The sequence below is a fragment of the Phyllobacterium bourgognense genome (assembly GCF_003337575.1).
Lineage (GTDB): Bacteria > Pseudomonadota > Alphaproteobacteria > Rhizobiales > Rhizobiaceae > Phyllobacterium > Phyllobacterium bourgognense.
In genome coordinates this window covers 1-21,401 of the sequence record NZ_QPJM01000011.1, presented here as the reverse complement: position 1 = coordinate 21,401, position 21,401 = coordinate 1, and the positions used below count along the sequence as shown (strand labels likewise).

Genomic DNA, 21,401 nt, shown 5'->3' with positions numbered 1-21,401 from the left:
AGCAGCATCCATGTTTACGAAGTACGACGTCACCTTTCCGGCAGAGGGAGGGATAGAACTGGCAGCATGGCTATTCCTACCCGAACGGTCAGATGGAAAAGCACCGGGCATCACCATGGCCCACGGCTATGCGGGCACCAGATACCATGGGCTAGAACAGACTGCAGTAGCATTTGCGGAAGCGGGCTTCGCGATCCTTCTTCATGATCACCGCGGGTTCGGAGACAGCGGCGGGGACCCCCGACAGGACGTCAATCCTTGGCAGCAGATCACGGACTGGCGGCGCGCAATCTCATACCTTCAGGACCGGCCCGAAGTGGACGAGGCGAGGATCGGTGTCTGGGGCACAAGCTTTGCTGGCGGCCACGCAATCGTCTTGGGTGCCACCGACCGGAGGCTGAAGGCAGTTGTGTCGCAAGGACCCACGATAGACGGATACGCCACAGGGTTGCGGCGCGTGGCTCCGCAAAAGGTCGCGGCATTAGAGGCTCTCTTTGCGGCTGACGAACGCGCGCAGCTTCGCGGGGAGCCTCCGGCGACGCAAGCGATAGTAAGCGAGGAGCCGACACAGAACTCCTCGTATTACGACGCTGATGCGGTAAAATTCTATCTCCAGCCTCTGCCGGAGGGCATATGGGAGAACAAGGTTACAGTCCGCTCAACTCGCTGGACTCGGATGTACTCTCCCGGCGAATGGATCGAAAGGGTCTCTCCAACGCCGCTCCTGATGCTGGTAGCCGAGCGCGACCACACGGCCGCGACCGACGTAGCTCTGCGGGCATACGAGCGCGCCCTCGAACCAAAGAGGCTCATCATCACGAAGGGCGGCCACTACGACCAGTACCTTGGCGAGGCTGAAAAAGGGGCACAGGCGTCAATCGCCTGGTTCAGGCAACATCTTGTTTCGAATGCCGAATTTCGGTCAAGCAAGGAAGTAATGAGCCCATGATATCAAGTTCGATGGAAGCGGTCGCGGTCGCGGGTGGCACTGGGACTGCCGGGGCCTTGGAGCTGGTTAAGATACCAGTCCCCGTACCCAGTCGAGAGAAGTGCTGATCAAGGTCCGCGCCGGGTGTTAACGACCTGATCTCTTCCAGCGCATAGGCCTGTACCCGCCGCCGCCAGGTGCTTCCACAACGCTCGGCCTTGAGGTGTCGGGAGAGATCGCGGCGAAGCAGGTGAGCATGTAGGCAAGATCATTCTCACCACGTGATTACTGTTGATGACCGCGCCGCCGCTCCTGGCGCTGCCACTCTACCATAGATATGAAAGGCAAACCAATGGCCACTCTCTTCGACCCCGTCCAGATCGGCGACCTGCAGCTAAAGAACCGGATCGTGATGGCACCACTGACACGGATGCGCAATTTCAACGAGCGCAGTCCCGGGCCCATCAACGTGAAACACTATGTCCAGCGGGCAAGCGCCGGCCTGATCATCACAGAGGCGACCTCGGTGACACCGCAGGGCGTTGGCTACCCCGACACTCCCGGCCTCTGGTCGGACGCGCAGATCTCCGGCTGGAGGAGCGTGACCTCGGCCGTTCATGACGCCGGCGGCCTCGTCGTCGCCCAGCTCTGGCACGTCGGCCGGGTCTCAGACCCGGTCTATCATGGCGGCAGGCTCCCCGTCGCTCCAAGCGCGATCGCACCGGAGGGTCAGGTGAACCGCCTCAATCCGAAGCGCCCATATCCGGTGCCGCGGCGGTTGGAAACCGACGAAATCCCGGGCCTCGTAGAGGACTTCCGGGTCGCAGCCGAAAACGCGCTGCGTGCCGGTTTCGACGGAGCGGCACTTCACGCCGCCAATGGCTACCTCTTCGACCAGTTCCTGCATGATGGCTCGAACAAGCGAACCGACCGCTACGGCGGCCCCATCCAGAACCGGGCCCGCTTTCTCATGGAAACGGTGGACGCGCTACTGACCGTATGGCCTGCGGGCCGGATCGGCGTGCACCTCAATCTCATGTCAAGCAGCTATTCGATGAGCGACACCGACCCTCGCGCGCTCTTCAGCTACGTCGCCGACCAGCTTGGCGCACGGAAGATCGCGTTCATCTTCGCCCGCGAGGCACTCGATCGCGGCGACCATCTGATCGGCCGGGAGGTGAGACGGCTCTTCAAGGGCGCCTACATCGTCAACGAGGGCCTCACGAAGGACAGCGCGCAACAGGCCATCGAACGTGGCGAGGCAGATGCCGCCGCCTTCGGTCGCTTGTTTATCGCCAATCCCGACCTTGTGGAGCGCTTCCGGCGTGGTGCGGCGCTCAACGCGATCAAGTCCGAGACGATCTACACGGACGATGAGACCGGATACAACGACTATCCGCTGCTCGGCGAAGCAGCGGAATAGGCGCCGCGCCCGCAGGTCGCTGCGCAGTGATCGACACCCTACGACGGCAATGCGCTTCCTCCTCCATTGAAAGCCCCCTGGACAATGCAAGCAACAATCAATGACACAGACATCTTCTTTGACGTAGAAGGCAGTAAGTTGCGGAAGATCGAAGGACAGATGTTCGAAGTACCCACAATAATAGCTCTGCATGGCGGCCTCGGCTTCGATCACGGCTACTTAAGGGATGGACTCGGACGTCTTCAGGATATCGCCCAAATCATCTATGTGGATTTGCGGTGCCAAGGCAGATCGGGGCGCCCGCCGCTTGAAACAGCCACGTTGGAGCAAATGGCCGATGACGTTGCGGAACTAATCAGTATGCTTGGGATCCGTATGCCGTACATCTTTGGTCATTCGGCCGGTGGTTTCGTAGCCATGCATCTCGCGCTAAGACATCCGGGATCGGTTGCTGGGCTTATTTTAACGGGAACTTCGCCAACTGTCGCTCCGATACGAGATGAGGCGAATGAGCCGACGCCCGCTCTCGCCGACCGAGCCCTGCCCAAGACGATCGCAGTGGCCGCACGCATTTTTTCAGGAGACATCAGCGCGGAGAGTGTGACGGAATTTTTCGAAGAGGTCGGCCCGTATTACGCCGCCCCTGGGAACATGGGGCTGACCGCAATTCTTTTGCGAGCAACCTCACCGAATATAGACATGATGAAACATTTCATGACAAAGCTTGCTCCGCAATATAATTTAACCTCGCAACTTCATCTGATTACCATTCCAACCCTGGTTCTCGTCGGTGCTTATGATTGGGTCTGCCCACCGCGGGCGAGCCGCGTGATCGCGAGGAGCATTTCGCAGAGCAAGATGATCCTATTTGACAATTCTGGCCATTTTCTCTTCTCGGAGGAGCCAGAGAAATTCCGTGGCGTTGTAGCCGACTTTCTTGCACACGGCGCGGTGCTGCCCTGAAAGTCGGCTACCGATTTACGAGGAATGATAGGTGGAATTTTGCGATTGGGACCGTCACTCGCTACTCGATTGTTGACCTCACTATCCACGATAGATGGGGCAATCTTGGGGTTGAAGGACTACAATTTGGCGATCGAGGTACGGCTTCACATCCGACCCGGGTTCTGTCGTCAGCATCGTGAACGCCGGCGGATGGTTACCCGCGCCTTGGCGCCATATTCCTGCTATCGCCATTAATGGAGCGCCATTCAGTGCGAACCGGGAAGCCTCTGGCTCTAACGCCAAATTTATCCTTGACTTTGTCAGACCGCTGCCTTTCGACCCGGCATTGGGAAGTGACTACCTTTCCGCACTAAAGTTTGATCGCCGCAAGCTCACAGTGCTCCACGAGCTAAAAGCGCACTATGAGGATCTCGAAGACTTCAAAGAACGGCGCACCATGCTGGAGGCGGCGATATCCGACCATTTGAGCTATGGCGATGATGAAGAAGGCGAAGACGAATTCGATCAGCTACCCTAGGGCGCACTGATTGCGAGATCAAACAACGCACGATCTCTCATGCGCGTCCCTCCCTATCAAGGAAGAAGCGGATCGCCCAAATCTGGCGCTGTTTCAGCGGCTTCTTGACACCGATCTTTCGGCCGGCGTTCCACGCCGGACGGCCGAGTGCGGCAGGATCATATTGTGCAATACCCATTTCAGGTCTCCTTAGGCCAACATTGGCCGTTAGGAGAACGCACGGGCGCAAGTATTGAAGGGGCCGATTCCGGTCAGGCAGCTTTCAAGAAGCGCCCTGCGAAAGCAGACGTTTAAATCGGCTGCCGTGATGTCTGGATCTGGCCAGAAGCGGAAGTCGTGTGATCCGGGCCGTTGCGGACGCGTTTACCGAATTCGAACAAAAACCTGATGCCGGCTAGTTGAAGGACCGAATGTCACTGGTCGATCTTTGAAGGAGTGTGAAGTTGCAAAGGCCTGCTCGGCTAATGAGCTGGGGCGACTCGATGCTCGATCCTTAGATGGAAGCCATTATTGCCGGCTCAGTCGAAGCGCCGCTGCCCGGCGATGGCCCTCCATACCCTCTGTGCGACTTTGCCGAACCGAGGGGGGAGCGACCGCGGCTACACCGCGCTCGTCGAGCCATTGGTGGGTGCACACCTTGACGTAGGAACCTACCCAGAGACCTCCGGTGTAACGTCCTGCGGCCATGGTCGGGAGTGTGTGATTAGTGCCGCAGCACTTGTCAGAGTACACTACGCTCGCGAGTTTCCCGATGAAGAGAGACCCATAGTTGCGCAATTTTCCTGCCGTGGCATGGGCATCGCGTGTGTGAACCTCAAGGTGTTCCGCCGCGATATGGTCCGAATACTCGATCATTGCGGCTTCATCAGCACAAACGGTGATCTCACCATAGTCGCGCCAGGCGACGCCGGCGACGTCGGCCGTGGGCAGTGTTGCCAGCTGGCGTTCGACCGCCTCCAGTGCAGACTTGGCGAGTTTTAGATCGGTTGTGATAAGACCAACGCGGGTCCTGACATCGTGCTCGGCTTGCGCCAGAAGGTCGGTGGCGATCATCTCCGCGTCGCCTGTTTCGTCGGCAACGATATAAATTTCGCTAGGGCCTGCTAGTTGGTCGATGCCCACCTGGCCGAACACCTGCCGCTTGGCCTCATTGACGTAAGCGTTGCCGGGTCCAACGATCTTGTCGACGGCGGGAATGGTTTCGGTGCCGAACGCCATGGCGGCAATGGCCTGCGCACCGCCCACTTTGAAGATCCTGTCGGCGCCCGACAAATGGCAGCCGGCAATCATGGCCGGATGGGCGTTGGGCGGCAGGCAGGCGATGACATGATCGCAGCCGGCGACCTTTGCCGGCACGATAGTCATGACGGGTGCAGATAGGATCGGATATCGACCACCGGGCACATAGGCTCCAACAACCTCAATCGGAATGACGCGGTGTCCGAGGTGCAGTCCCGGAAGGGCGTCGAATTCGAGCGGAAGTATGGTTCGGAGTTGCGCTTCGGCGAACGTCTTGACGCGCTCAATGGCAAACTCAGTGTCTTTTCTGGTCTGGGGATCGAGATTGGCAACGGCTTCCAGGCGATCCTCGAGGCTCACTTCGAATGTGACTAGATCGGACCGGTCATAGGTGCGCGCATATTCTCCGACGGCATCGTCTCCGCGTGCCCGCACATTCGCAATGATGTCCTTGACCACGGCCTCAATTGCAGCAGTATCCGAAATCGAGAGAACGTTTGGCTGCTTGAGATGATTTATCTTGTCACCCAATTGGCGGGAGCGGTTGGCCATTTGAATCTCCGGGTTGCTTGTTGGAGGAATGTCGTCACAATCGTGCACCCGCCGGTTTACTGCAATTCCTGGCGGAGCATCTGTTCAGTATATTCACCAAGGCAGCGCGTTATGCACGTCGTGCGGTGACAGGCTATTTCGATGAGGCACTCCAATCTTGGGAAAATCCAATGCCGAAAATAGGCGTCAAATTGAAAGAGATGCGGCGCAGGCGCGATTTGGGCGTGCGAGAGCTGGCGGTGAGGTCCGGAATCTCCCATTCCACCATTTCCCTGATCGAGCGGGACAAGATGAGTCCGTCAATCGACACGTTGAGTGCGGTGCTGGACGCGCTCGGGACGACGCTCCCCGGGTTCTTCAGCGATCTTCAGTCGAGCCTGCCCTACACACCGTTCTACGGAGGGGAGGAATTGGTGGAGATCGGCAAGGTCGACACCATCTCATACCGTGTCATCGGGCTCAACCATCCCAACCGGCAACTTCTTATGCTGCACGAGACCTACGCGGTCGGCGCTGACACCGGAGAAGCCTTCGCGCATGCCGCGCAGGAGGCGGGAATGGTGATTAAAGGTGCAGTGGAAGTGACCGTTGGCGGCCAGAAAAAGATCTTGAACAAGGGCGATGGGTACTACTTCGATAGCCGACTCCCCCATCGCTTCCGCAACGTCGGCGAGCAACAGAGCGAGATCTTAAGCGCGATAACCCCGCCGACATATTGACTTGGTAATGGTGATTTTAATCACCGCGGCGCTTTATCGGGCTTTCAATCAAGTCAAACTGTGGTTTCTTAGCTTAGTCATAGAAAAACAAGGGGAATGACGATGAAAATTCTGAACGCAACGTTGATTGTATGCGCGTTGGCGACCATCGGAACAGCGACCGCTGAAGCCCGTGATCTGACAGTCGTGTCTTGGGGCGGTAACTACCAAGACGCCCAGCGCAAAATCTATTTCGAGCCTTTCGCAAAGCAGGCCGGAAAGCCGGTGCTCGATGAGAGTTGGGACGGCGGATACGGCGTGCTTCAGGCCAAGGTGAAAGCGGGCGTTCCAAACTGGGATGCTGTCCAGGTTGAGGCCGAGGAACTTGCGCTTGGCTGCGCGGACGGCATTTACGAAAAGGTCGACTGGGACAAGTTGGGTGGCAAGTCCAAGTTCTTACCCGCTGCCGTCAGCGATTGCGGCGTTGGCGCGATCGTTTGGTCAACTGGAATTTCCTACGATGGCGACAAGTTGAAACAAGCACCGGCCTCTTGGGCCGACTTTTGGGACACGAAGAAGATTCCCGGCAAGCGGGGCTTGCGCAAAGGAGCGAAATACGCGCTTGAATTCGCCTTGATGGCGGACGGTGTGGCCGCCGATGAAGTCTACTCCGTCCTTGCTACCCCGGAAGGCGTCGACAGAGCCTTCAAAAAACTCGATGAGCTGAAGTCGAACATTGTCTGGTGGGAGGCCGGAGCGCAGCCGCTTCAGTTGCTCTCCTCGGGAGAGGTGGTCATGACGACTGCTTATAACGGCCGTATCAGCGGTTTGAACAGGTCCGAAGGCAAGCACTTCGGCTTTGTGTTTCCGGGCAGCATCTATGCTATCGACAGTTGGGTAGTGCTGAAGGACAGTCCCAACAAGGACACGGCGATGGACTTCATAGCCTATGCAAGCAAGGCGGACAACCAGTCTAAATTGCCCGAATACATCGCCTACGGACTTCCCAACATCGAGGCGGGCAAACTCGTGCCTGCAAAATTCCAGACCGAGCTTCCGACTTCACCCGACAATCTCAAGGGAGCGATTTCCCTGGATGTTGATTTCTGGACCGACAATTCCGAGGCTCTGACGCAGCGGTTCAATGCCTGGCTCGCGCAATGACTTTGTCCTGCGTGAGCGCCGAGACATACGCGGTCCTGCCTTCGCCGTTGTGACGGACAGGCCCGCGGTTTGTCAGAGCCGTCGCCATTGCGCGTTGCTTTCCGAGAGCCGAGGTGATCGACGTTGAACAATCCATTCATCCGCTTGGAGGAGGTCAGCAAGTCCTTCGGGCTCCTCACCGTTGTCGAGGGACTGAATCTTGAGATCGGCAAGGGGGAGTTTATCAGCCTGCTTGGTCCCTCCGGTTCTGGCAAAACGACGATACTTATGATGCTTGCGGGTTTCGAGAATCCGACAAGCGGCGCAATCTGGGCGGGCGGCAAACGAATTGACAGTTTGCCGCCGCACAGACGCAATATGGGTGTCGTCTTCCAGAATTATGCGCTCTTCCCGCACATGACGGTTTCGGAGAACGTTGCCTTCCCCTTGAAAATGCGCAACGTCCCGCGTGCGAAGGTCAAGGAGCGCGTGGGAAAGGCGCTCGATATGGTGCAGCTTGGTTCACTTGCCGAGCGGCGTCCGTCACAGCTGTCGGGCGGACAGCAGCAGCGGGTTGCATTGGCACGTGCACTGATCTTCGAGCCAGAAGTGGTCTTGATGGACGAGCCGCTCGGCGCACTGGACAAGCAACTGCGCGAACAAATGCAATTGGACATCAGGGACCTGCATCGGCGGCTCGAGCTGACGATCGTCTTTGTCACGCACGATCAATCGGAGGCGTTGACGATGTCGGATCGCATCGCGATTTTCAATCGCGGAAAAATAGAACAGATTGGCAAACCCTCGGATATCTACGACCATCCGAGCACGCAATTCGTCGCGGAGTTCATTGGCGAGACAAATCTGGTCCGGGGTTGCGTACAAAGCGTCGAAGGCGGTACGGCCCGTGTCCAGTTGCCCGGCGGCCAGGAGGTTTTCGTTGAGACAGCCACGGACCTTCGCCCAAACAGCAGTGTTTGCCTGTCGATAAGACCCGAGCGGATAAAGGTGGGACGCCGGGAGGCTGCGGGCAACAACATCACCGCCGCCGTGTCCGATATCGTCTATCACGGGGATCATTTGCGGCTGGTTGCACGAAGCGACAGCCAGTCGCTGACCATCAAGACGGACCGCAGCCAGCCCACGCTTTCGATTGGTGATGAGGTGCAACTTTCCTTCCTGTCGTCCGATTGCTGGGTGGTCAGTGCATGAATCAGCCAAGGCTCGGCAAACAGCTGATTTCCCTGGCGCTTGTCGCGCCGCTGTTGCTGTTTCTTATTGTTTTTTTTGCGTTGCCGCTCGTTACGATGATCAAGTCCGCTGTGTCCGACCCTGTGGCGGCACGCACGCTCCCCGCCACGGCGAGATCGGTTTCGAGCTGGGATCGCACCAGCCCCCCAACCGTCGAAATGCAAGCTGCTTTCGTTGCCGACCTGCGCCAGATCAGCGACGACCAATTGTTCGGGGATCTTGTCCGGCGGCTGAACAGTGCCAAATCCGGCTTTCGCACCTTAATGCCCAAAACGCGTAAGGCTGCTTTGGACACTGCCGGAAGCATTGATCTTGTTGCGCTGGACAAGCGATGGGGTGACATTTCCTACTGGCAGGCCGTCAGCGTGGCAGCATCTTCGAGAATCACAGACCGGAATCTTTTGGCAGCAGTTGACCTGCAACGGGACGCGTCCGGTGCAATTGCCTCTCTTCCGGCTGATGCTTCGGCGAACAAGGCCATAATGCTGCGGACGTTTGTGATGGCTTTGACGGTGACAGGGGCGTGCATTTTGATCGGTTTTCCCTTTGCCATGATCGCCGCCTCGGTCGATGGCTGGAAGCGGCAATTGTTGCTGGGTGCGGTGCTGCTCCCACTCTGGACGTCATTGCTGGTGCGAACCGCGGCATGGTTCATCTTGTTGCAGGACAGGGGGCTGATCAATTCGGTCTTGATGCAATCGGGCGTAACGTCAAGTCCGATACCGCTGATCTTCAACCGAGCCGGCGTCATCATCGCCATGACCCACGTCCTACTTCCCTTCATGGTGCTTCCGATCTTCAGTGTGCTGATCGGTATCCCCAAAAACCTGATGCCGGCCGCGGCGTCGTTGGGCGCTCATCCCGTCAGGGCATTCTTGAATGTCTTGCTACCGCTTGGGCTGCGCGGCGTCGTTTCCGGTTCGCTTCTGGTATTCATGAGCGCGCTCGGTTACTACATCACGCCGGCCTTGATCGGCGGTGCGAAGGATCAGATGATTAGTTCGGTAATCGCCTACTACGCCACGGGCGCAGCCAACTGGGGCATGGCAGGAGCGCTTGGACTGGTCCTTCTAGCGGCCACGATGATCCTCTATGCGATATATCTCAGGCTTTCGTCAGAACGGGAAACCAGTCCGTGAGCGTGTTGCGTTTTTCGAAACTGATTTTCGGTTCTGCGACCGTCTTCTTTCTGATCGCACCGCTGATTGCGATCCTGCCGCTCGCTTTCACCGACAGTGTCTTCCTCAACTATCCCATTCCAGGTTACTCAACCCGATGGTTCGTTGAGCTGTTCACCGCCGGTGTGTGGCAGCGGTCCATCATCAACAGCCTCATCATCGGTTGCGGCACCACCGTGCTTGCGACATTCCTGGGAACCGTTGGTGCCCTCGGACTGCGGGACAAGCAGCTTTCGCTTGTCCTTACGACCATCAAGACGATTTTTCTTTTGCCGATGGTGGTGCCGGCGGTGGTGCTGGGCGTCGGCATGCAGCTCATGTTTGCTCGATATGCTTTGACCAACACCTATCTTGGGGTGATCATTGCCCACACTGTGGTGGCGGTGCCCTTTGTTGTTGTCAACGTGCTGGCGGTATTGCAGGGAATTGATCGCCGGCTGGAGCAGGCGGCAGCCAGCCTCGGTGCAGCACCCGTTACGGTGCTGAAACAAGTAACCTTGCCGCTGGCGCTCCCCGGTATCGTATCTGGGGCTGTTTTCGCCTTTGCGACGTCGTTGGACGAGGTCGTGCTGACACTGTTTGTGGCCGGCCCAAACCAGCGGACGCTCGCACGGCAAATGTTCTCCACGATACGGGAAAACATCAGCCCGGCGATCGCCGCCGCGGCCTTCGTTTTCATTGTCGGCACGGTCTTGATTGCGATCGTTGTGAACTTTTCGCGAGGTACCAACCGGGCGAATGAATAGCCATCGTTAGGCTATACCCCAGTCCGGCAAGCCTTCTCAATCGACCGCACGACCTGCAGAGCGACGATGTCGGGGCACTTCATACAGCGGGCCGTCGTGCCCTGCCTCCGGCGACTCGGCCGGCTTGAATGGGATTGACGATCACTTGTGCTCCTCGAAACGGCTGGCAAAAGCTGCAGAACGAAAACCGCGGCAATACCGTTGAAGGAGTCAGATCGCGTGGCACCCGTTCCGTCCCTGGCCCTAGAACTAGACGCTAAAACCGCTTGGTTGCGCCGGCCAGACGCCTGCTTTTGGCGCAACCGCGACCTCCAGGGTGGTCGTCAGCAATGTCTGCTTGCAGGCGGTGGCAAAACTGACCTCAACGGCCGACATGAAGGCGCAAAGCAGCCGTTCGTTTGGCTCCCTTTCGGTGGAGAATGAAGTATCGACGTAGATTGTAGACTTTTAAGCTACAATCAAACATGCCCGGAATTTCCCTATTATCGGCATTTTCAAAGGAAGGGTTGCTGACAACTTCCCTGACTATACGAAGCCGTAATTCATAGGTCGTGTGTCCAATTCCAATCAAGACCTGGTGTAATCGACGTCGGAGACGTGGCTGTGAAAAGCCAGAAAATACCTTACTAATCGGGCAGTTGCTCATCTGTGTTAGAGCCATTTTAAGAGGAATGCTCTTCTCCATCAACGAGATGACGGCAGGCGCAAAAGGGTCAGGGCCATGACGGTGAGGGTGGTGCCGGCAACTCCACTGCCGGGGAAGGCGCTGGCGTCGGTGACGATGAGGTTAGGCGCGTCCCAAACTTGGTTGTAGCGATTGAGCACTGATGGATGTCTCCGGAGTCTCTCCCATCCGCGCGCCGCCCGTCTCGTGGATGGCAGCGCCCATGCACATGGTGTTGCGGAACCATGTCCGGAACATGAAGCGGGTGAAGGCTGGTCAGCTCTCAGTGCAATTCACCAATGAGGTCGCCTCCCTCAATGGAAATAGCCTCGACGGCAATGAGCACAGCGCCCGGCCCGCAGGCAGGATCCGGCATACCGACATATTCAAGAACGGCCGGAACACCAGGGTTGCCATAGACTGCAGCCTTCATTGTTCTTCCTTTTCCGTAACTGCACGGGCTAACTGTCATTCACCGATGAACCCAATTTGCAGCGCTCAGCCCAATCTGCTGAATGGATTGCCCAGTGATTGCGGGGCCAGATCGCGGTCGTCCCGCCCGTGCTACCGGGCGCCATTTGCATTGCTAAAAGGCAAGACGCCTGTAAACGCTTCAGTCCTTCGATAGTTGCTATAGCGGCTGAGCTTCCCGCTTGAAGAAATAATGAAAGACGAAATGCGCTGGTGAAACGACCGCAACTAATTCCCACCCGGCGTCACCAAGTTCGTTCATCTGCTGCCTATCGAGTGTCTTGTCGACTGTCAGATATTCCCATTTCATGATGGACCTCGTTTATTGCTGTGACCGATTGCCTGGGACAGGGAAGTGCTTTTCAGGGCACCCTGGCCTGTGCTGTGTGGCTCTTCCAATAGGTGTCAATGATGTTGCGACAGTTCCGAATGACATGTTCGCCAACCTCCGAGTTTCCTCCCCGCAGCGTATCCGGATTGCCTCCGCAAAGGCGCACGAATGTTGCCTGCTGAACCGCAAACATGAAGTAGCCTTCACTGGTCGGTTCAAATTCCAAACCAGCGTCTTGCACGTTCCTCGTGACTTCGGCTGTCGCATCGGAGATGGCGCGCGACACCTTCTCAAGCATGGTCTGTTCGGCCGCTTGCTGGATGGCTAGGAAGGAGCGCTCCTGCGGTATGGGAATGGGGCAACTGTCGGTGTTCATTACATTCTCCTTGGGAGGCTGAGATTCTGATCGCTTTAAGGCGGTCACAGGCTTTGGCCATGGGGCGGTCGTTGCTAAACGCGACTAGCCTTTGCATCGTAATGCAGCCGTGGTAGGCGCCAGAGTCATTCCAGGATGGCAGTGACACGGATCTCAATTCGCATGGCGGGGAGCCCAAGGGCTTCCACACCGGTCTGCGTCCAGATCGGGGCTCGATCGGGCATGTACTCACGGAAAAGACCGGCAATCGTTTCGTTCACGATCGGTGGAAAGCCTCCGACGTGATAAGAGTTGACATGGACGACATCCTTCCAGTCCGCGCCAGCAGTGGCCAAGGTTCGCCGGACATTCTCAAATGCTCTCTCGATCTCGGTCACGATTGACTCCGGAATTTCGAGTTCATCGTTCCATCCGCCCTGGCCGGAGATCTCGATGCGATCACCAATCTTGAGCGCTTGTGAAAAGTGCAAAAGCTCATGGAATTTCTGCCCGTACCCGGGCGTGACGAAAAGTTCAGGCTTTGCCATTGAGGTCTCCTATTGTGAGGAAGGTATAAGCATGGAGATGGCGCCCACCGAAATGGTGTGTTGCCGGTTAGTCCGGGCGATCGAAAAGGTGGGCACCATCGCTCCATCAGAATCTTGCACGAGCAAGTCAGGCGATTGCACCGCCGTCTGCGGTGAGAATAGCGCCCGTGATGACACTCGCGGCCGGGCTTGCGAGAAATACCACAGCGTTGGCAATCTCCCGCGGTTCGCCGTAGCGTCCCAAGGAGGTCAAGCTTTTCTGCAAGTCTGCAGCCGGGCCGTCCGCCGGGTTGCTTTCAGTATCGGTTGCTCCGGGTTGCACGAGATTGACGGTGATACCACTTGGACCAAGTTCACGCGAAAGACCGCGTGTGAAGGATGTGAGTGCTGCTTTGGACATTGCATAGGGTGTTATGCCGGGAAACGGTACCCGCTCGCCCAGAGCCGAGCCGATTGTGACGATGCGGCTGCCTTTGCCGAGATGCGGGATGACGGCTTTCGCGAACAGGACCGGAGCTCGTACATTGACATCCATCAAGGTCTGATACGCTGAGACATCCAGGTCGACGATCATGCCGTTGTGGCCAATCGCGGCGCTGTTCACGAGGATGTCCAGCCCGCCCAAAGCGGAGACGGCCTCGCTTACTGAGCTAGCAATTGCCTCGGGGTCGGCGCTGTCCGCTTGGATTGCAGCCACGCGACGCCCCATCTTTTTTATCGCTTCGGTTACCTTCGAGGCCTTTTCGGCGGAGCGTTGGTAGGTGAACGCGACATCTGCGCCGTTTTCTGCCAGCGCCAATGCGATCGCAGCACCAATGCCTCGCGACCCGCCAGTTACCAGTGCGCGTTTGCCTTCAAGATTGATCATGTATCCGTTCCTTTCCACCAGGATAAGTTGATGTGTTTCAAGTTATTTTCGAAGGACACCGTCGGATCCAACCGAACAAGCGAATACTATTTCGCGGGGATTGCTGGCATCCTGTAGGTGCCAGGCGTGCAAAACTCCGTTGCTTGAACAGGAACACTTGGAATAAGTCGTAAAACCCGTACCTGTCCTCCCCGTGAAGCTTCGCGATTGTCCCTTTTCAGTGGCCACTTGAGCCAAGCCCGACGACGACAGCGTCGTATCGAGCTTAGAAATGTCTGATCAGGAAGCTCCGGATGAACTGAGCGATCTCATCCGCATGTGTTTCCAAGGCAAAATGGCCGGTATCGAGCAGATGGACCTCCGCGGTGGGCAGGTCACGCTTATAGGCCTCGGCACCCGCGGGTACGAATGCTGGATCATGTCTGCCCCAGACCGCCAGGAACGGTGGTTGGTGATCCCGAAAATACGCCTGAAACTCCGGATACCGGTCAATGTTTGTTCTGTAGTCGAGGATTAGATCCAGTTGAATGTCTTCAGCACCCGGCCGCGACATGAACGCGATATCAAGTTGATAACCATCGGGTGAAAGACGCTCCTTTGATGTCCCGGTGCGGTATTGCCAGTTTTCGATCACCTCAGGAGACAGAGATGCCCGGCATGCCTCTCTGTTTTGAGCGGAGGGGTCACGCCAATATGCCTCCCACGCAGTCCATGCATCGCCGAACCCTTCGATGTAGGCGTTGCCATTCTGGCTGATGATGGCGGAGATTCGGTCCGGATTGGCCGTCGCCATCCTGAACCCGATCGGTGCACCGTAGTCGAAAACGTAAAGTGCATAGCGGATGAGGCCGAGTGCCTCTGTGAAGCCCGTCATGACAGCGGCGAGTTTATCGAATGTGTAAGGGAATTCTCCTCGTGCAGGTGAATTCGTTCGACCGAACCCGGGAAGGTCTGGTGCGATGACGCGGTATCGATCTGCCAACAGCGGGATCAGATCACGGAACATGTGGCTGGATGACGGAAAACCGTGGAGCAGAAGAAGGACTGGCGCTTCCTTTGAACCGGCCTCTCTGTAGAAAACCTCCACGTCTTGTACCTTTTGCGTTTTGTAGCTTACGGCCATTTTAGAACTCCTTCTCAAAGGATTCGATAAACCAACAGTCGCGAATGAAAGTAAAAATACGACCGAACGGTCGGTTGTCAACCCTTTAGATTTCCTGTATCAAGGGCGGAGAACCCTGGCTCGGGAGAAGACGTATGAAAGTCATGAGAGAAACGATCGTATCGACTGCGAGGGAGTTGTTTCGATCAAGAGGGTATGCAGGCGCGTCGATGAATGACCTCGCGGATGCCGTGGGCCTGAAGAAATCATCGCTGTACGTCCGCTTCCCCAATAAGGAAGCTCTCGTTCCGGCGGTACTTGATCTCACTTTGCAAGAGACATTCGGTCAAAGAGTCTCAGCCTCCGGGCAATGGGATGATGAATTCGTCGAGGTCATCGAATTTATCGCGACCACTCTCACTGATCGCGGCAGATGCGTAGGTCTGCATCTAGCCTACGGCACAAGTGACGAGACCCCGATTGCGAAGCATGCCGTTCGAGCATTTTTTCAAGCGCATCGCGATCATCTGTCGAGCATCCTGTCCCGCGCCATGCCTGTCGATGTAGCTCGCGATATTGCGACTGACACGTTAGCCCGTTTGGAAGGTGCCACGGCCTTTGTTGCGATATTCGGCGAGAAGGATGCCATGAAACGAGCGGTTCGCCTTTCCATCGAAGAAGCTAAAAATGCAGCCGCTGCGAAGTCAATGCCTAGCCGATAACGCCTAAGCCGTGCCGGTTACCGTATCCGCTACCGCATTGAGAATACCCGTCCGTCCATCGGGAAGCTCATGGCAGCCCTGGAACTTGACCCTACGCCAAGTACTAAGCTCAATCCCTTGAGGTGGAGGATAATAATGCCTGTTTGTGCTTACGTCGAAATGACCGATGGCTTGCAGCCGCATGGACCGGCGTGGGAGCAATTTGCCCAAGCTATTGGCAAGTGCAGGCCCGATATACTGTTGCTGAATGAGATGCCTTTCGGTCAGTGGCTGGCTCGAAAGAATGATTTCGTAGTCGAGGACGCACAGCAAAGTGTTGAGATCCACGAAGCTGGAACCGCTGCTCTCGCTGCGCTGAACATTCCGGCTGTTATAACAAGCCGTCCAATGCTGCTCGCCGACAGCCTTGCCAATGAGGCGATCGTCATCGAGAACGGCGAGGTTCGCCCCCTGCATACGAAGACCTACCTTCCGCAGGAGCCTGGTTGGTCCGAGGTGTCCTGGTTCAGTCGAGGCGATGGGCGCTTCAACATCCAGAATATTTGCGGGCTAGGTGTAGGCGTCCTTTTGTATACCGAACTCATGTTCAACGAACATGCCAGACAATACGGCCGATGCGGAGCCGATTTGATTGCCGTTCCTCGGGCGACCGGTTCTGCCCACGAAAGCTGGATAACTGCCGGCAAGATGGCCTCAATCGTCTCTGGGAGTTACGTCGTAAGTTCGAACAGGGTCGGGCATTCTACGGATGGTCCACGCTTCGGCGGAGGCGGCTTCGCCATCACCCCCGGGGCGATCTGGCTGGGCGGACAGAAACCAGTTCTTCCATCATGCTAATCGACATTAATGCGCAGGTTTCTGCCCGACAGCGGCAGGAATATCCCTGTTACGTGGACGAACTGCATGACCCTGGCGGCATCGGGGTCCCTGATATCGATATTTAATTGTCAAAAAACCCAGTCACTGTAGTTCTCTGCAGGACTGCCACTACGTTGCACTGCCGTATTGCCGGTCCTCCCGCTCTTGGGAGGACCTTGATCCTGCCAAAGACGGCTTCGTATCAGGCTTTGCCCGGCCGGTTGATCGCCAGGAAACGGCGAACAACAGGCCTGTCGGGACCCGAGTGGTAGGCAAGTACCTTGGCCTGGAGGTCGGCATCGGCCTGCGAAACCCGTTTGTGCTGGCGCAGGTGCTTCGCCCCGGACTCGACCATGAACCATTCGACCATCTTTTGCGGATCAGCAGAATCCTCGGTCACGCCGCAGCCATAGGCGCCATCGCTCCTGCGAGAGGTGAGCAAGCGCATGCAGGATCAGGATTGTTTTTTCGGCGTTGTTTTGCCGAAAACTGACCGAAGTTTCGTTCAATTCGCTAGCGATTACTTGCTGCCCGAAACCTATTACATCAAGTTAGTGATCGTTGCCGCGAGGCAGACCTACATTCAGACAGTGATTTCGGACCCGTCTGGATTCGCTTTGATGGAATACTCGCCGCCGTTTCTGAAACTGCGGACCGTTGCGAAAGTATCTTCCATAAACTGCACATAAGACAGCTTGCCGTTCTCACCGCGCGCCAGAACCGAAAAGGGCGACGTCACCGTTTTGCCCAAAACGTTTGATGTGTAGGTGAACGTGCCGAAGATCGCTGCTCCGTTCTTATTTTCGAAGCTGTCCTGAATTTCGAAGTTGTCTGTCGTCCAGTAACGGCCGACATCGATAAAAGTCTGAACCAGCCCTTCGGTACCTTCGTTGGTACCGGCCCAAGGCATGATCCGCTTCAGCTCCGCGTGCTCATAGTTCAGCGAAACATAAATGAAATCGTCCGTCGTGAATTGTTTTACGAAATCCAGGTCAGTCGGGTTCGACAGGATCGACTGCAATACCCCTAACGGTGACGTCGGGGATGCAGGCTCGGCTTCAGACAACTTCTTAGCGTGCGCATTGATAGACATCGTATATTCCTCCTTTTAAGTGACTTTGGGAATTGAGGTGTCATCGTTGCGCCAAGCCCGGCTTGAGCGCGATGTGCTTGTGTTCGATGAAATCGTCCAGCGCGGCCAGACCGTTCAAGCGGCCAACGCCAGACTGCTTGAATCCGCCCTCCTCGGTACCGTCGTAGACCTTCGCCCAGTCATTGATCCATACCGAGCCCGCTTCGAGCGCCTGCGCGACGCGCAAGGATCGATCTACATCGCGTGTCCAGATGCTGGCCGACAGTCCGTACTCATTGTCGTTGGCAAGTCGGATCGCTTCCGCCTCGTCAGAGAACCGCTGAATCGTCAGCACTGGACCAAAAGTCTCCTCCTGTACGATAGCAAGACTGTTGTCGGAGACTTCCAGAAGGGCCGGGCGAAAGAAAGCGCCGTTTGCAAGGGGACCCACATTGATGGGGCCGCCACGCTCGACGACCTTCGCGCCGGCTGCGATAGCGGCCTCGACCACACCATCGACTCGCGCAACGTTAGCGCGGTCGATCAGCGGGCCCATATCGCTGGCGGGGTCGGCGGCTGGGCCAACCTTGACGTTGCGCAATCTCTCCGCCAAGCCGTTGCGCACGGCCTCATATTTTCCATCCTGCACGAGCAAGCGGGACCCCGTCATGCAGAACTGACCGCTGAAGACAGTCAGCGCCTTTTCCAGTACCGGCAAGGCGGCACCAAGGTCTGCATCGTCAAAGACGATCATCGGCGTCTTACCGCCGAGCTCCATTCCGAAACGTTTGAGGTACCTCGCGCCGGCGCTGCTAATGGCTCGGCCGGTACGGGTAGATCCGGTGAAACTGACGACCGGAACCTCCGGCGAGTCCACGAGATAAGCGGAGCCCTCAGGACCGCTTTCGAAAAACAGATTGATCACGCCATTCGGAAGATCCTCTGCTTCCGCCATAATCTCGGCCATGACGCTCGCCGTCTGTGCGACTTGTGCCGGGAGTTTGATGACGGTGGTGCAACCAGCAGCGAGCGCTGGGGCGAGTGATCGGATCGTCAGAATAACCGGAGAGTTCCAAGGTGCAATGACCGCCGCGACTCCCATCGGTTGCCGAAGGATCACGGAGATGCTCCCGGGCTTTGGTGTCAATGCCCGTCCACCTTCGACCAAGGCAGTGGCTGCCGAGTAGCGGAGTTTGCTCGCAACCATGTCCAGCTCGAATGCAGCTTCAGCCTTTACCTTGCCGTTCTCCAACGACAGAATTTCGAGTAGTCTGTCGCGATTGCGTTCGAAGGCGCACGCTAGTTGGTCGAGCACACGAGCCCGTAATTCATGATCATGCGCCCACATTGTTTCGCGAAAGGCTTTAGAGGCTGCTACCACCGCAAATTTCGCTGCCTCAAGGCCGTAGTCGGGGTAATGGCCGATTACGTTATAAGTCGCTGGGTCTATTGACTGTTTCAACTGACCTTCTTGGCATTGAGATCCGCTGATCCAATTGAAGGCTTTGCGGCTCGGTATGTTGTCGAGGGGCATCGTCATATCTGTGGATCCTTCCACTTTCGAGTATTCGTCCGGAAAGGACGAGGCTAGAGCCGGTTACGTGATTGCCACTGCACCATTACCTGTTCGATTTTGCCGACAATTGTCCTGACTGCGGGTTGGCTAACGTTGGTGACAATTGGCACAACCATGAGCGTTGCGCCCAGTACGCGCAGCGGTATTGGCCAATCCTGCATGCAGTCGCCTACAATCCAAATAATCAGAAGGACGCTTGGGTAGACGGCGAGCCACACCATCGCAGTCGTTTTCAGGCGTTCGAATATTACCTGCCGCATTCCTGTCATTGCTTGCTTGATCCATTACCTGGCGCGTTGAATGATCAACGACGGGGGACACGTGCATGAGTGTGAGACATGATTACTTCCTCCCAATGCTTAGCTCGACGTTCTAGTAGCGGTCTGCGCGAACAGTTGCTGTGTTGATATTGGAGAATCGCGGCTGTTGACGGAATGGGGGCACTCGTCGCATCATACCGGACATAATGTCGTCAATCGTCTCAATAGAGTCCCTCAGCGGCCTCGTCGCGTTCTCAGTTGCCGTCGAAACCGGAAGTTTCGCCGCTGCGGGAAGGAAGCTTGGCCTATCCGCATCCGCCGTGGGAAAGGCGGTAGAGCGACTTGAAGCGCGTATAGGTTTACGGTTGTTGAACCGTACGACCAGATCGCTAGCCGTGACCGGCGAAGGCGACATTCTATACCGATACGTCGCACGCATCTTGAAAGAACTGAAAGATGCTGAGCAAGAGCTTCATCTGGTCCAGAAGGCACCCCGAGGTCGACTCAAGGTAAGCGTGCCCACAGTCTTAGGACGCAAGATTATCATGCCGGCGCTCCTCGATTTTCGGACCCTCTTCCCAGAGGTGACGACCGATATCAGCCTTGATGATGTGAAGGTCGATATTATCGAGGGTGGATATGACGTGGTGCTGCGACTTGGGGAGCTGGACGACTCGACCTTACGCGCGCGAAGAATCGGACCACACACATTCATAACGTGCGCCTCACCCGAATATCTTGCCCGCCGCGGCATTCCGAAAAGTCCAGCAGATCTCCATGATCATTGTTGTGTTTATTATCGTTTCCCCACCACCGGTCGGCAGGAGGTTTGGGCGTTCAAGAATTCACACCATGCAACGCCAAGCAAGCCCTCTGTCGTTTTGAACGACGGCGAGTCACTTGCATCCGCCGCACTGGGTGGGTTGGGGATTATTCAGGCGCCAAGTTATCTCGTAAGCGAAGACATTGCGGCGGGACGTCTCCAAGCCGTCCTCGCAGATTACACGGACGAACGTGGCAGCGTTTCGCTCGTCTGGCCCCCTATGTCGGCACGAGCGCCCAAAGTTCGCGCCTTCATTGATTTCATGGCCGAGCGCGTTTCCCAAAAGCTTTATTGAGTCGGCACCCAAGATTTCTGTCCACTGCTATGGGACAGTTTGCTGTTTAAGATCGGTCTCATGGGAAATGCTCTTTAATTCAAGCCACTAACAGCAGAAGCGCAGGAGCCGAAGGTCCGTATCCGTTCAAGGCGGGCATTCGAAGTGAGATTCTCATGAGCCACCAACCAATAGTTCCAGCTGATCTCTGGCACCGTCACTAAAGCAAAGAGCATAATGCATGTTCCAGCATTGCGGCTCTTGAACAATGACTGAGCTAGTGTCCTTGAATGGCCGAGATGCGTCCGGAAGGACGTGCAGCTTTTGGCTGGATAGCGGAAAATTCAGGCTCGTCTCGCGCTTGCTGCCCAATTCCAAATTTAAAGGGTTCGAAATATGAACTCGAGCGATCGGGGCGTTGAAGATCATATCGGCCGCCAGCATTCACGAAGGTCACGCTGGGAATGAGACGAAATCCGCGAATACATGAGCGGAGAATCTCTGCCGATGCGGTGTCTATCCGCACATCGTGGCTGCGGCGCGGGACGCGGCAAGTCGCCACAAGAAGGCGGCGGCACTATGAGAACGGTTGACTATTTTCGCGCCAACAGTTCCATCCTTATCAAGACCTGACGTGGCCGATCTGGCGAACAGATGTCGTCCCGACGAGCAAAAGCTATGGCCGCTTTGGGGCAGGACTAACGACTGCCTCTATGACCGGCATGAAGGCGCATTGCCGCACGGCAGCATGGCAATCGGTCGGTGTCTCTGATCGCATTTCTGCTAAAGTTGGGAGCAAATCGCTTCGATGTCATCAACTGCCGAAGTGTGAAAGG

At 56.7% G+C, this 21,401-nt stretch carries 22 protein-coding genes and 6 pseudogenes; 14 read left to right on the top strand and 14 right to left on the bottom strand.

Features of this window, described 5'->3' with window-relative positions; genetic code table 11:
* The first annotated feature begins 10 nt into the window (after positions 1-10).
* The 4 genes and pseudogenes from C7476_RS17950 (at position 11) to C7476_RS17935 (ending at position 3,314) form a co-directional block, all read left to right on the top strand.
* On the top strand, positions 11-949 hold the full coding sequence (locus tag C7476_RS17950) for an alpha/beta hydrolase (RefSeq protein ID WP_114431257.1): 939 nt from the start codon (positions 11-13) through the stop codon (positions 947-949).
* Positions 946-1,172 (top strand): annotated as a pseudogene (locus tag C7476_RS29475) (NAD(P)H-quinone oxidoreductase); the annotation flags it as partial. The gene C7476_RS17950 and the pseudogene C7476_RS29475, both read left to right, overlap by 4 nt.
* A 108-nt stretch (positions 1,173-1,280) precedes the next feature.
* On the top strand, positions 1,281-2,351 hold the full coding sequence (locus C7476_RS17940) for an alkene reductase (protein ID WP_114431256.1): 1,071 nt from the start codon (positions 1,281-1,283) through the stop codon (positions 2,349-2,351).
* 84 nt (positions 2,352-2,435) lie between these two features.
* On the top strand, positions 2,436-3,314 hold the full coding sequence (locus tag C7476_RS17935) for an alpha/beta fold hydrolase (RefSeq protein WP_114431255.1): 879 nt from the start codon (positions 2,436-2,438) through the stop codon (positions 3,312-3,314).
* Between the two features lie 102 nt (positions 3,315-3,416).
* On the opposite strand, the pseudogene C7476_RS29470 reads toward C7476_RS17935, so the two are convergent.
* Positions 3,417-3,575: pseudogene (locus C7476_RS29470) on the bottom strand (SOS response-associated peptidase); the annotation flags it as partial.
* A gap of 67 nt (positions 3,576-3,642) precedes the next feature.
* Between C7476_RS29470 and C7476_RS29465 the strand changes: the two are divergent.
* Positions 3,643-3,834, top strand: a complete 192-nt coding sequence (locus tag C7476_RS29465; protein WP_114431254.1) for a hypothetical protein — start codon at positions 3,643-3,645, stop codon at positions 3,832-3,834.
* 2 nt (positions 3,835-3,836) lie between these two features.
* On the opposite strand, the pseudogene C7476_RS17920 reads toward C7476_RS29465, so the two are convergent.
* Both C7476_RS17920 and hisD read right to left on the bottom strand, forming a co-directional pair.
* Positions 3,837-4,012, bottom strand: a pseudogene (locus tag C7476_RS17920) (integrase); the annotation flags it as partial.
* 329 nt (positions 4,013-4,341) lie between these two features.
* The gene (gene hisD, locus C7476_RS17915; RefSeq protein WP_114431253.1) at positions 4,342-5,625 is read right to left on the bottom strand and encodes a histidinol dehydrogenase; all 1,284 of its coding nucleotides are present in this window, start codon (positions 5,623-5,625) and stop codon (positions 4,342-4,344) included.
* Positions 5,626-5,795: 170 nt separating this feature from the next.
* Here hisD and C7476_RS17910 point away from each other — a divergent pair, with 170 nt between their 5' ends.
* From C7476_RS17910 to C7476_RS17890, 5 genes are all read left to right on the top strand, one after another.
* Entirely contained in the window at positions 5,796-6,344 is a 549-nt protein-coding gene (locus tag C7476_RS17910; RefSeq protein ID WP_112551725.1) for a cupin domain-containing protein, read from the top strand.
* A 102-nt stretch (positions 6,345-6,446) separates the two neighbouring features.
* Positions 6,447-7,487 carry an ABC transporter substrate-binding protein gene (locus C7476_RS17905; protein WP_114431252.1) on the top strand — a complete coding sequence of 347 codons (1,041 nt, stop codon included), beginning with the start codon at positions 6,447-6,449 and terminating at the stop codon, positions 7,485-7,487.
* 123 nt (positions 7,488-7,610) lie between these two features.
* Entirely contained in the window at positions 7,611-8,678 is a 1,068-nt protein-coding gene (locus C7476_RS17900; RefSeq protein WP_112551723.1) for an ABC transporter ATP-binding protein, read from the top strand.
* Positions 8,675-9,856 carry an ABC transporter permease gene (locus tag C7476_RS17895; protein WP_112551722.1) on the top strand — a complete coding sequence of 394 codons (1,182 nt, stop codon included), beginning with the start codon at positions 8,675-8,677 and terminating at the stop codon, positions 9,854-9,856. The genes C7476_RS17900 and C7476_RS17895 overlap by 4 nt, the downstream gene beginning before the upstream one ends.
* Positions 9,853-10,641, top strand: a complete 789-nt coding sequence (locus C7476_RS17890) for an ABC transporter permease (protein ID WP_112551721.1) — start codon at positions 9,853-9,855, stop codon at positions 10,639-10,641. The genes C7476_RS17895 and C7476_RS17890 overlap by 4 nt, the downstream gene beginning before the upstream one ends.
* Before the next feature lie 662 nt (positions 10,642-11,303).
* Here the strand turns inward: C7476_RS17890 and C7476_RS17885 are convergent.
* The 7 genes and pseudogenes from C7476_RS17885 to C7476_RS17860 all read right to left on the bottom strand — a co-directional run.
* Positions 11,304-11,578 (bottom strand): annotated as a pseudogene (locus tag C7476_RS17885) (GMC oxidoreductase); the annotation flags it as partial.
* A gap of 10 nt (positions 11,579-11,588) precedes the next feature.
* Positions 11,589-11,738, bottom strand: a complete 150-nt coding sequence (locus C7476_RS17880) for a zinc-binding alcohol dehydrogenase family protein (protein WP_210280708.1) — start codon at positions 11,736-11,738, stop codon at positions 11,589-11,591.
* Between the two features lie 198 nt (positions 11,739-11,936).
* Entirely contained in the window at positions 11,937-12,086 is a 150-nt protein-coding gene (locus C7476_RS28230; RefSeq protein ID WP_181872496.1) for a hypothetical protein, read from the bottom strand.
* 52 nt (positions 12,087-12,138) lie between these two features.
* Entirely contained in the window at positions 12,139-12,483 is a 345-nt protein-coding gene (locus C7476_RS17875; RefSeq protein WP_114431251.1) for a hypothetical protein, read from the bottom strand.
* 125 nt (positions 12,484-12,608) lie between these two features.
* The gene (locus C7476_RS17870) at positions 12,609-13,010 is read right to left on the bottom strand and encodes a RidA family protein (RefSeq protein WP_106719499.1); all 402 of its coding nucleotides are present in this window, start codon (positions 13,008-13,010) and stop codon (positions 12,609-12,611) included.
* Positions 13,011-13,137: 127 nt separating this feature from the next.
* Complete coding sequence (locus tag C7476_RS17865) at positions 13,138-13,878, bottom strand: SDR family NAD(P)-dependent oxidoreductase (RefSeq protein ID WP_114431250.1); 741 nt, start codon at positions 13,876-13,878, stop codon at positions 13,138-13,140.
* 265 nt (positions 13,879-14,143) lie between these two features.
* Complete coding sequence (locus tag C7476_RS17860; protein ID WP_114431249.1) at positions 14,144-15,001, bottom strand: alpha/beta fold hydrolase; 858 nt, start codon at positions 14,999-15,001, stop codon at positions 14,144-14,146.
* A gap of 134 nt (positions 15,002-15,135) precedes the next feature.
* Between C7476_RS17860 and C7476_RS17855 the strand changes: the two genes are divergently transcribed.
* Positions 15,136-15,702 (top strand): TetR/AcrR family transcriptional regulator, encoded by a 567-nt coding sequence (locus C7476_RS17855; RefSeq protein WP_114431248.1) that lies wholly within the window; start codon positions 15,136-15,138, stop codon positions 15,700-15,702.
* Between the two features lie 135 nt (positions 15,703-15,837).
* On the top strand, positions 15,838-16,539 hold the full coding sequence (locus C7476_RS17850) for a carbon-nitrogen hydrolase family protein (RefSeq protein WP_245426409.1): 702 nt from the start codon (positions 15,838-15,840) through the stop codon (positions 16,537-16,539).
* Between the two features lie 223 nt (positions 16,540-16,762).
* Here C7476_RS17850 and C7476_RS17845 read toward each other — a convergent pair.
* From C7476_RS17845 to C7476_RS28515, 4 genes and pseudogenes are all read right to left on the bottom strand, one after another.
* Positions 16,763-17,002 (bottom strand): annotated as a pseudogene (locus C7476_RS17845) (MFS transporter); the annotation flags it as partial.
* 141 nt (positions 17,003-17,143) lie between these two features.
* Positions 17,144-17,653, bottom strand: coding sequence for a nuclear transport factor 2 family protein (locus C7476_RS17840; RefSeq protein ID WP_245419254.1), 510 nt, complete (start codon positions 17,651-17,653; stop codon positions 17,144-17,146).
* A 40-nt stretch (positions 17,654-17,693) separates the two neighbouring features.
* Positions 17,694-19,094, bottom strand: coding sequence for an aldehyde dehydrogenase family protein (locus C7476_RS17835; RefSeq protein ID WP_245426408.1), 1,401 nt, complete (start codon positions 19,092-19,094; stop codon positions 17,694-17,696).
* Positions 19,095-19,219: 125 nt separating this feature from the next.
* Positions 19,220-19,468 (bottom strand): putative antibiotic biosynthesis monooxygenase, encoded by a 249-nt coding sequence (locus C7476_RS28515; RefSeq protein ID WP_114431247.1) that lies wholly within the window; start codon positions 19,466-19,468, stop codon positions 19,220-19,222.
* A gap of 206 nt (positions 19,469-19,674) precedes the next feature.
* On the opposite strand from C7476_RS28515, the gene C7476_RS17825 reads away from it, so the two are divergent.
* Both C7476_RS17825 and C7476_RS29460 read left to right on the top strand, forming a co-directional pair.
* Positions 19,675-20,586, top strand: coding sequence for a LysR family transcriptional regulator (locus C7476_RS17825; RefSeq protein ID WP_114431246.1), 912 nt, complete (start codon positions 19,675-19,677; stop codon positions 20,584-20,586).
* Between the two features lie 400 nt (positions 20,587-20,986).
* A pseudogene (locus C7476_RS29460) lies at positions 20,987-21,148 on the top strand (2Fe-2S iron-sulfur cluster-binding protein); the annotation flags it as partial.
* Between the last annotated feature and the right edge of the window lie 253 nt (positions 21,149-21,401).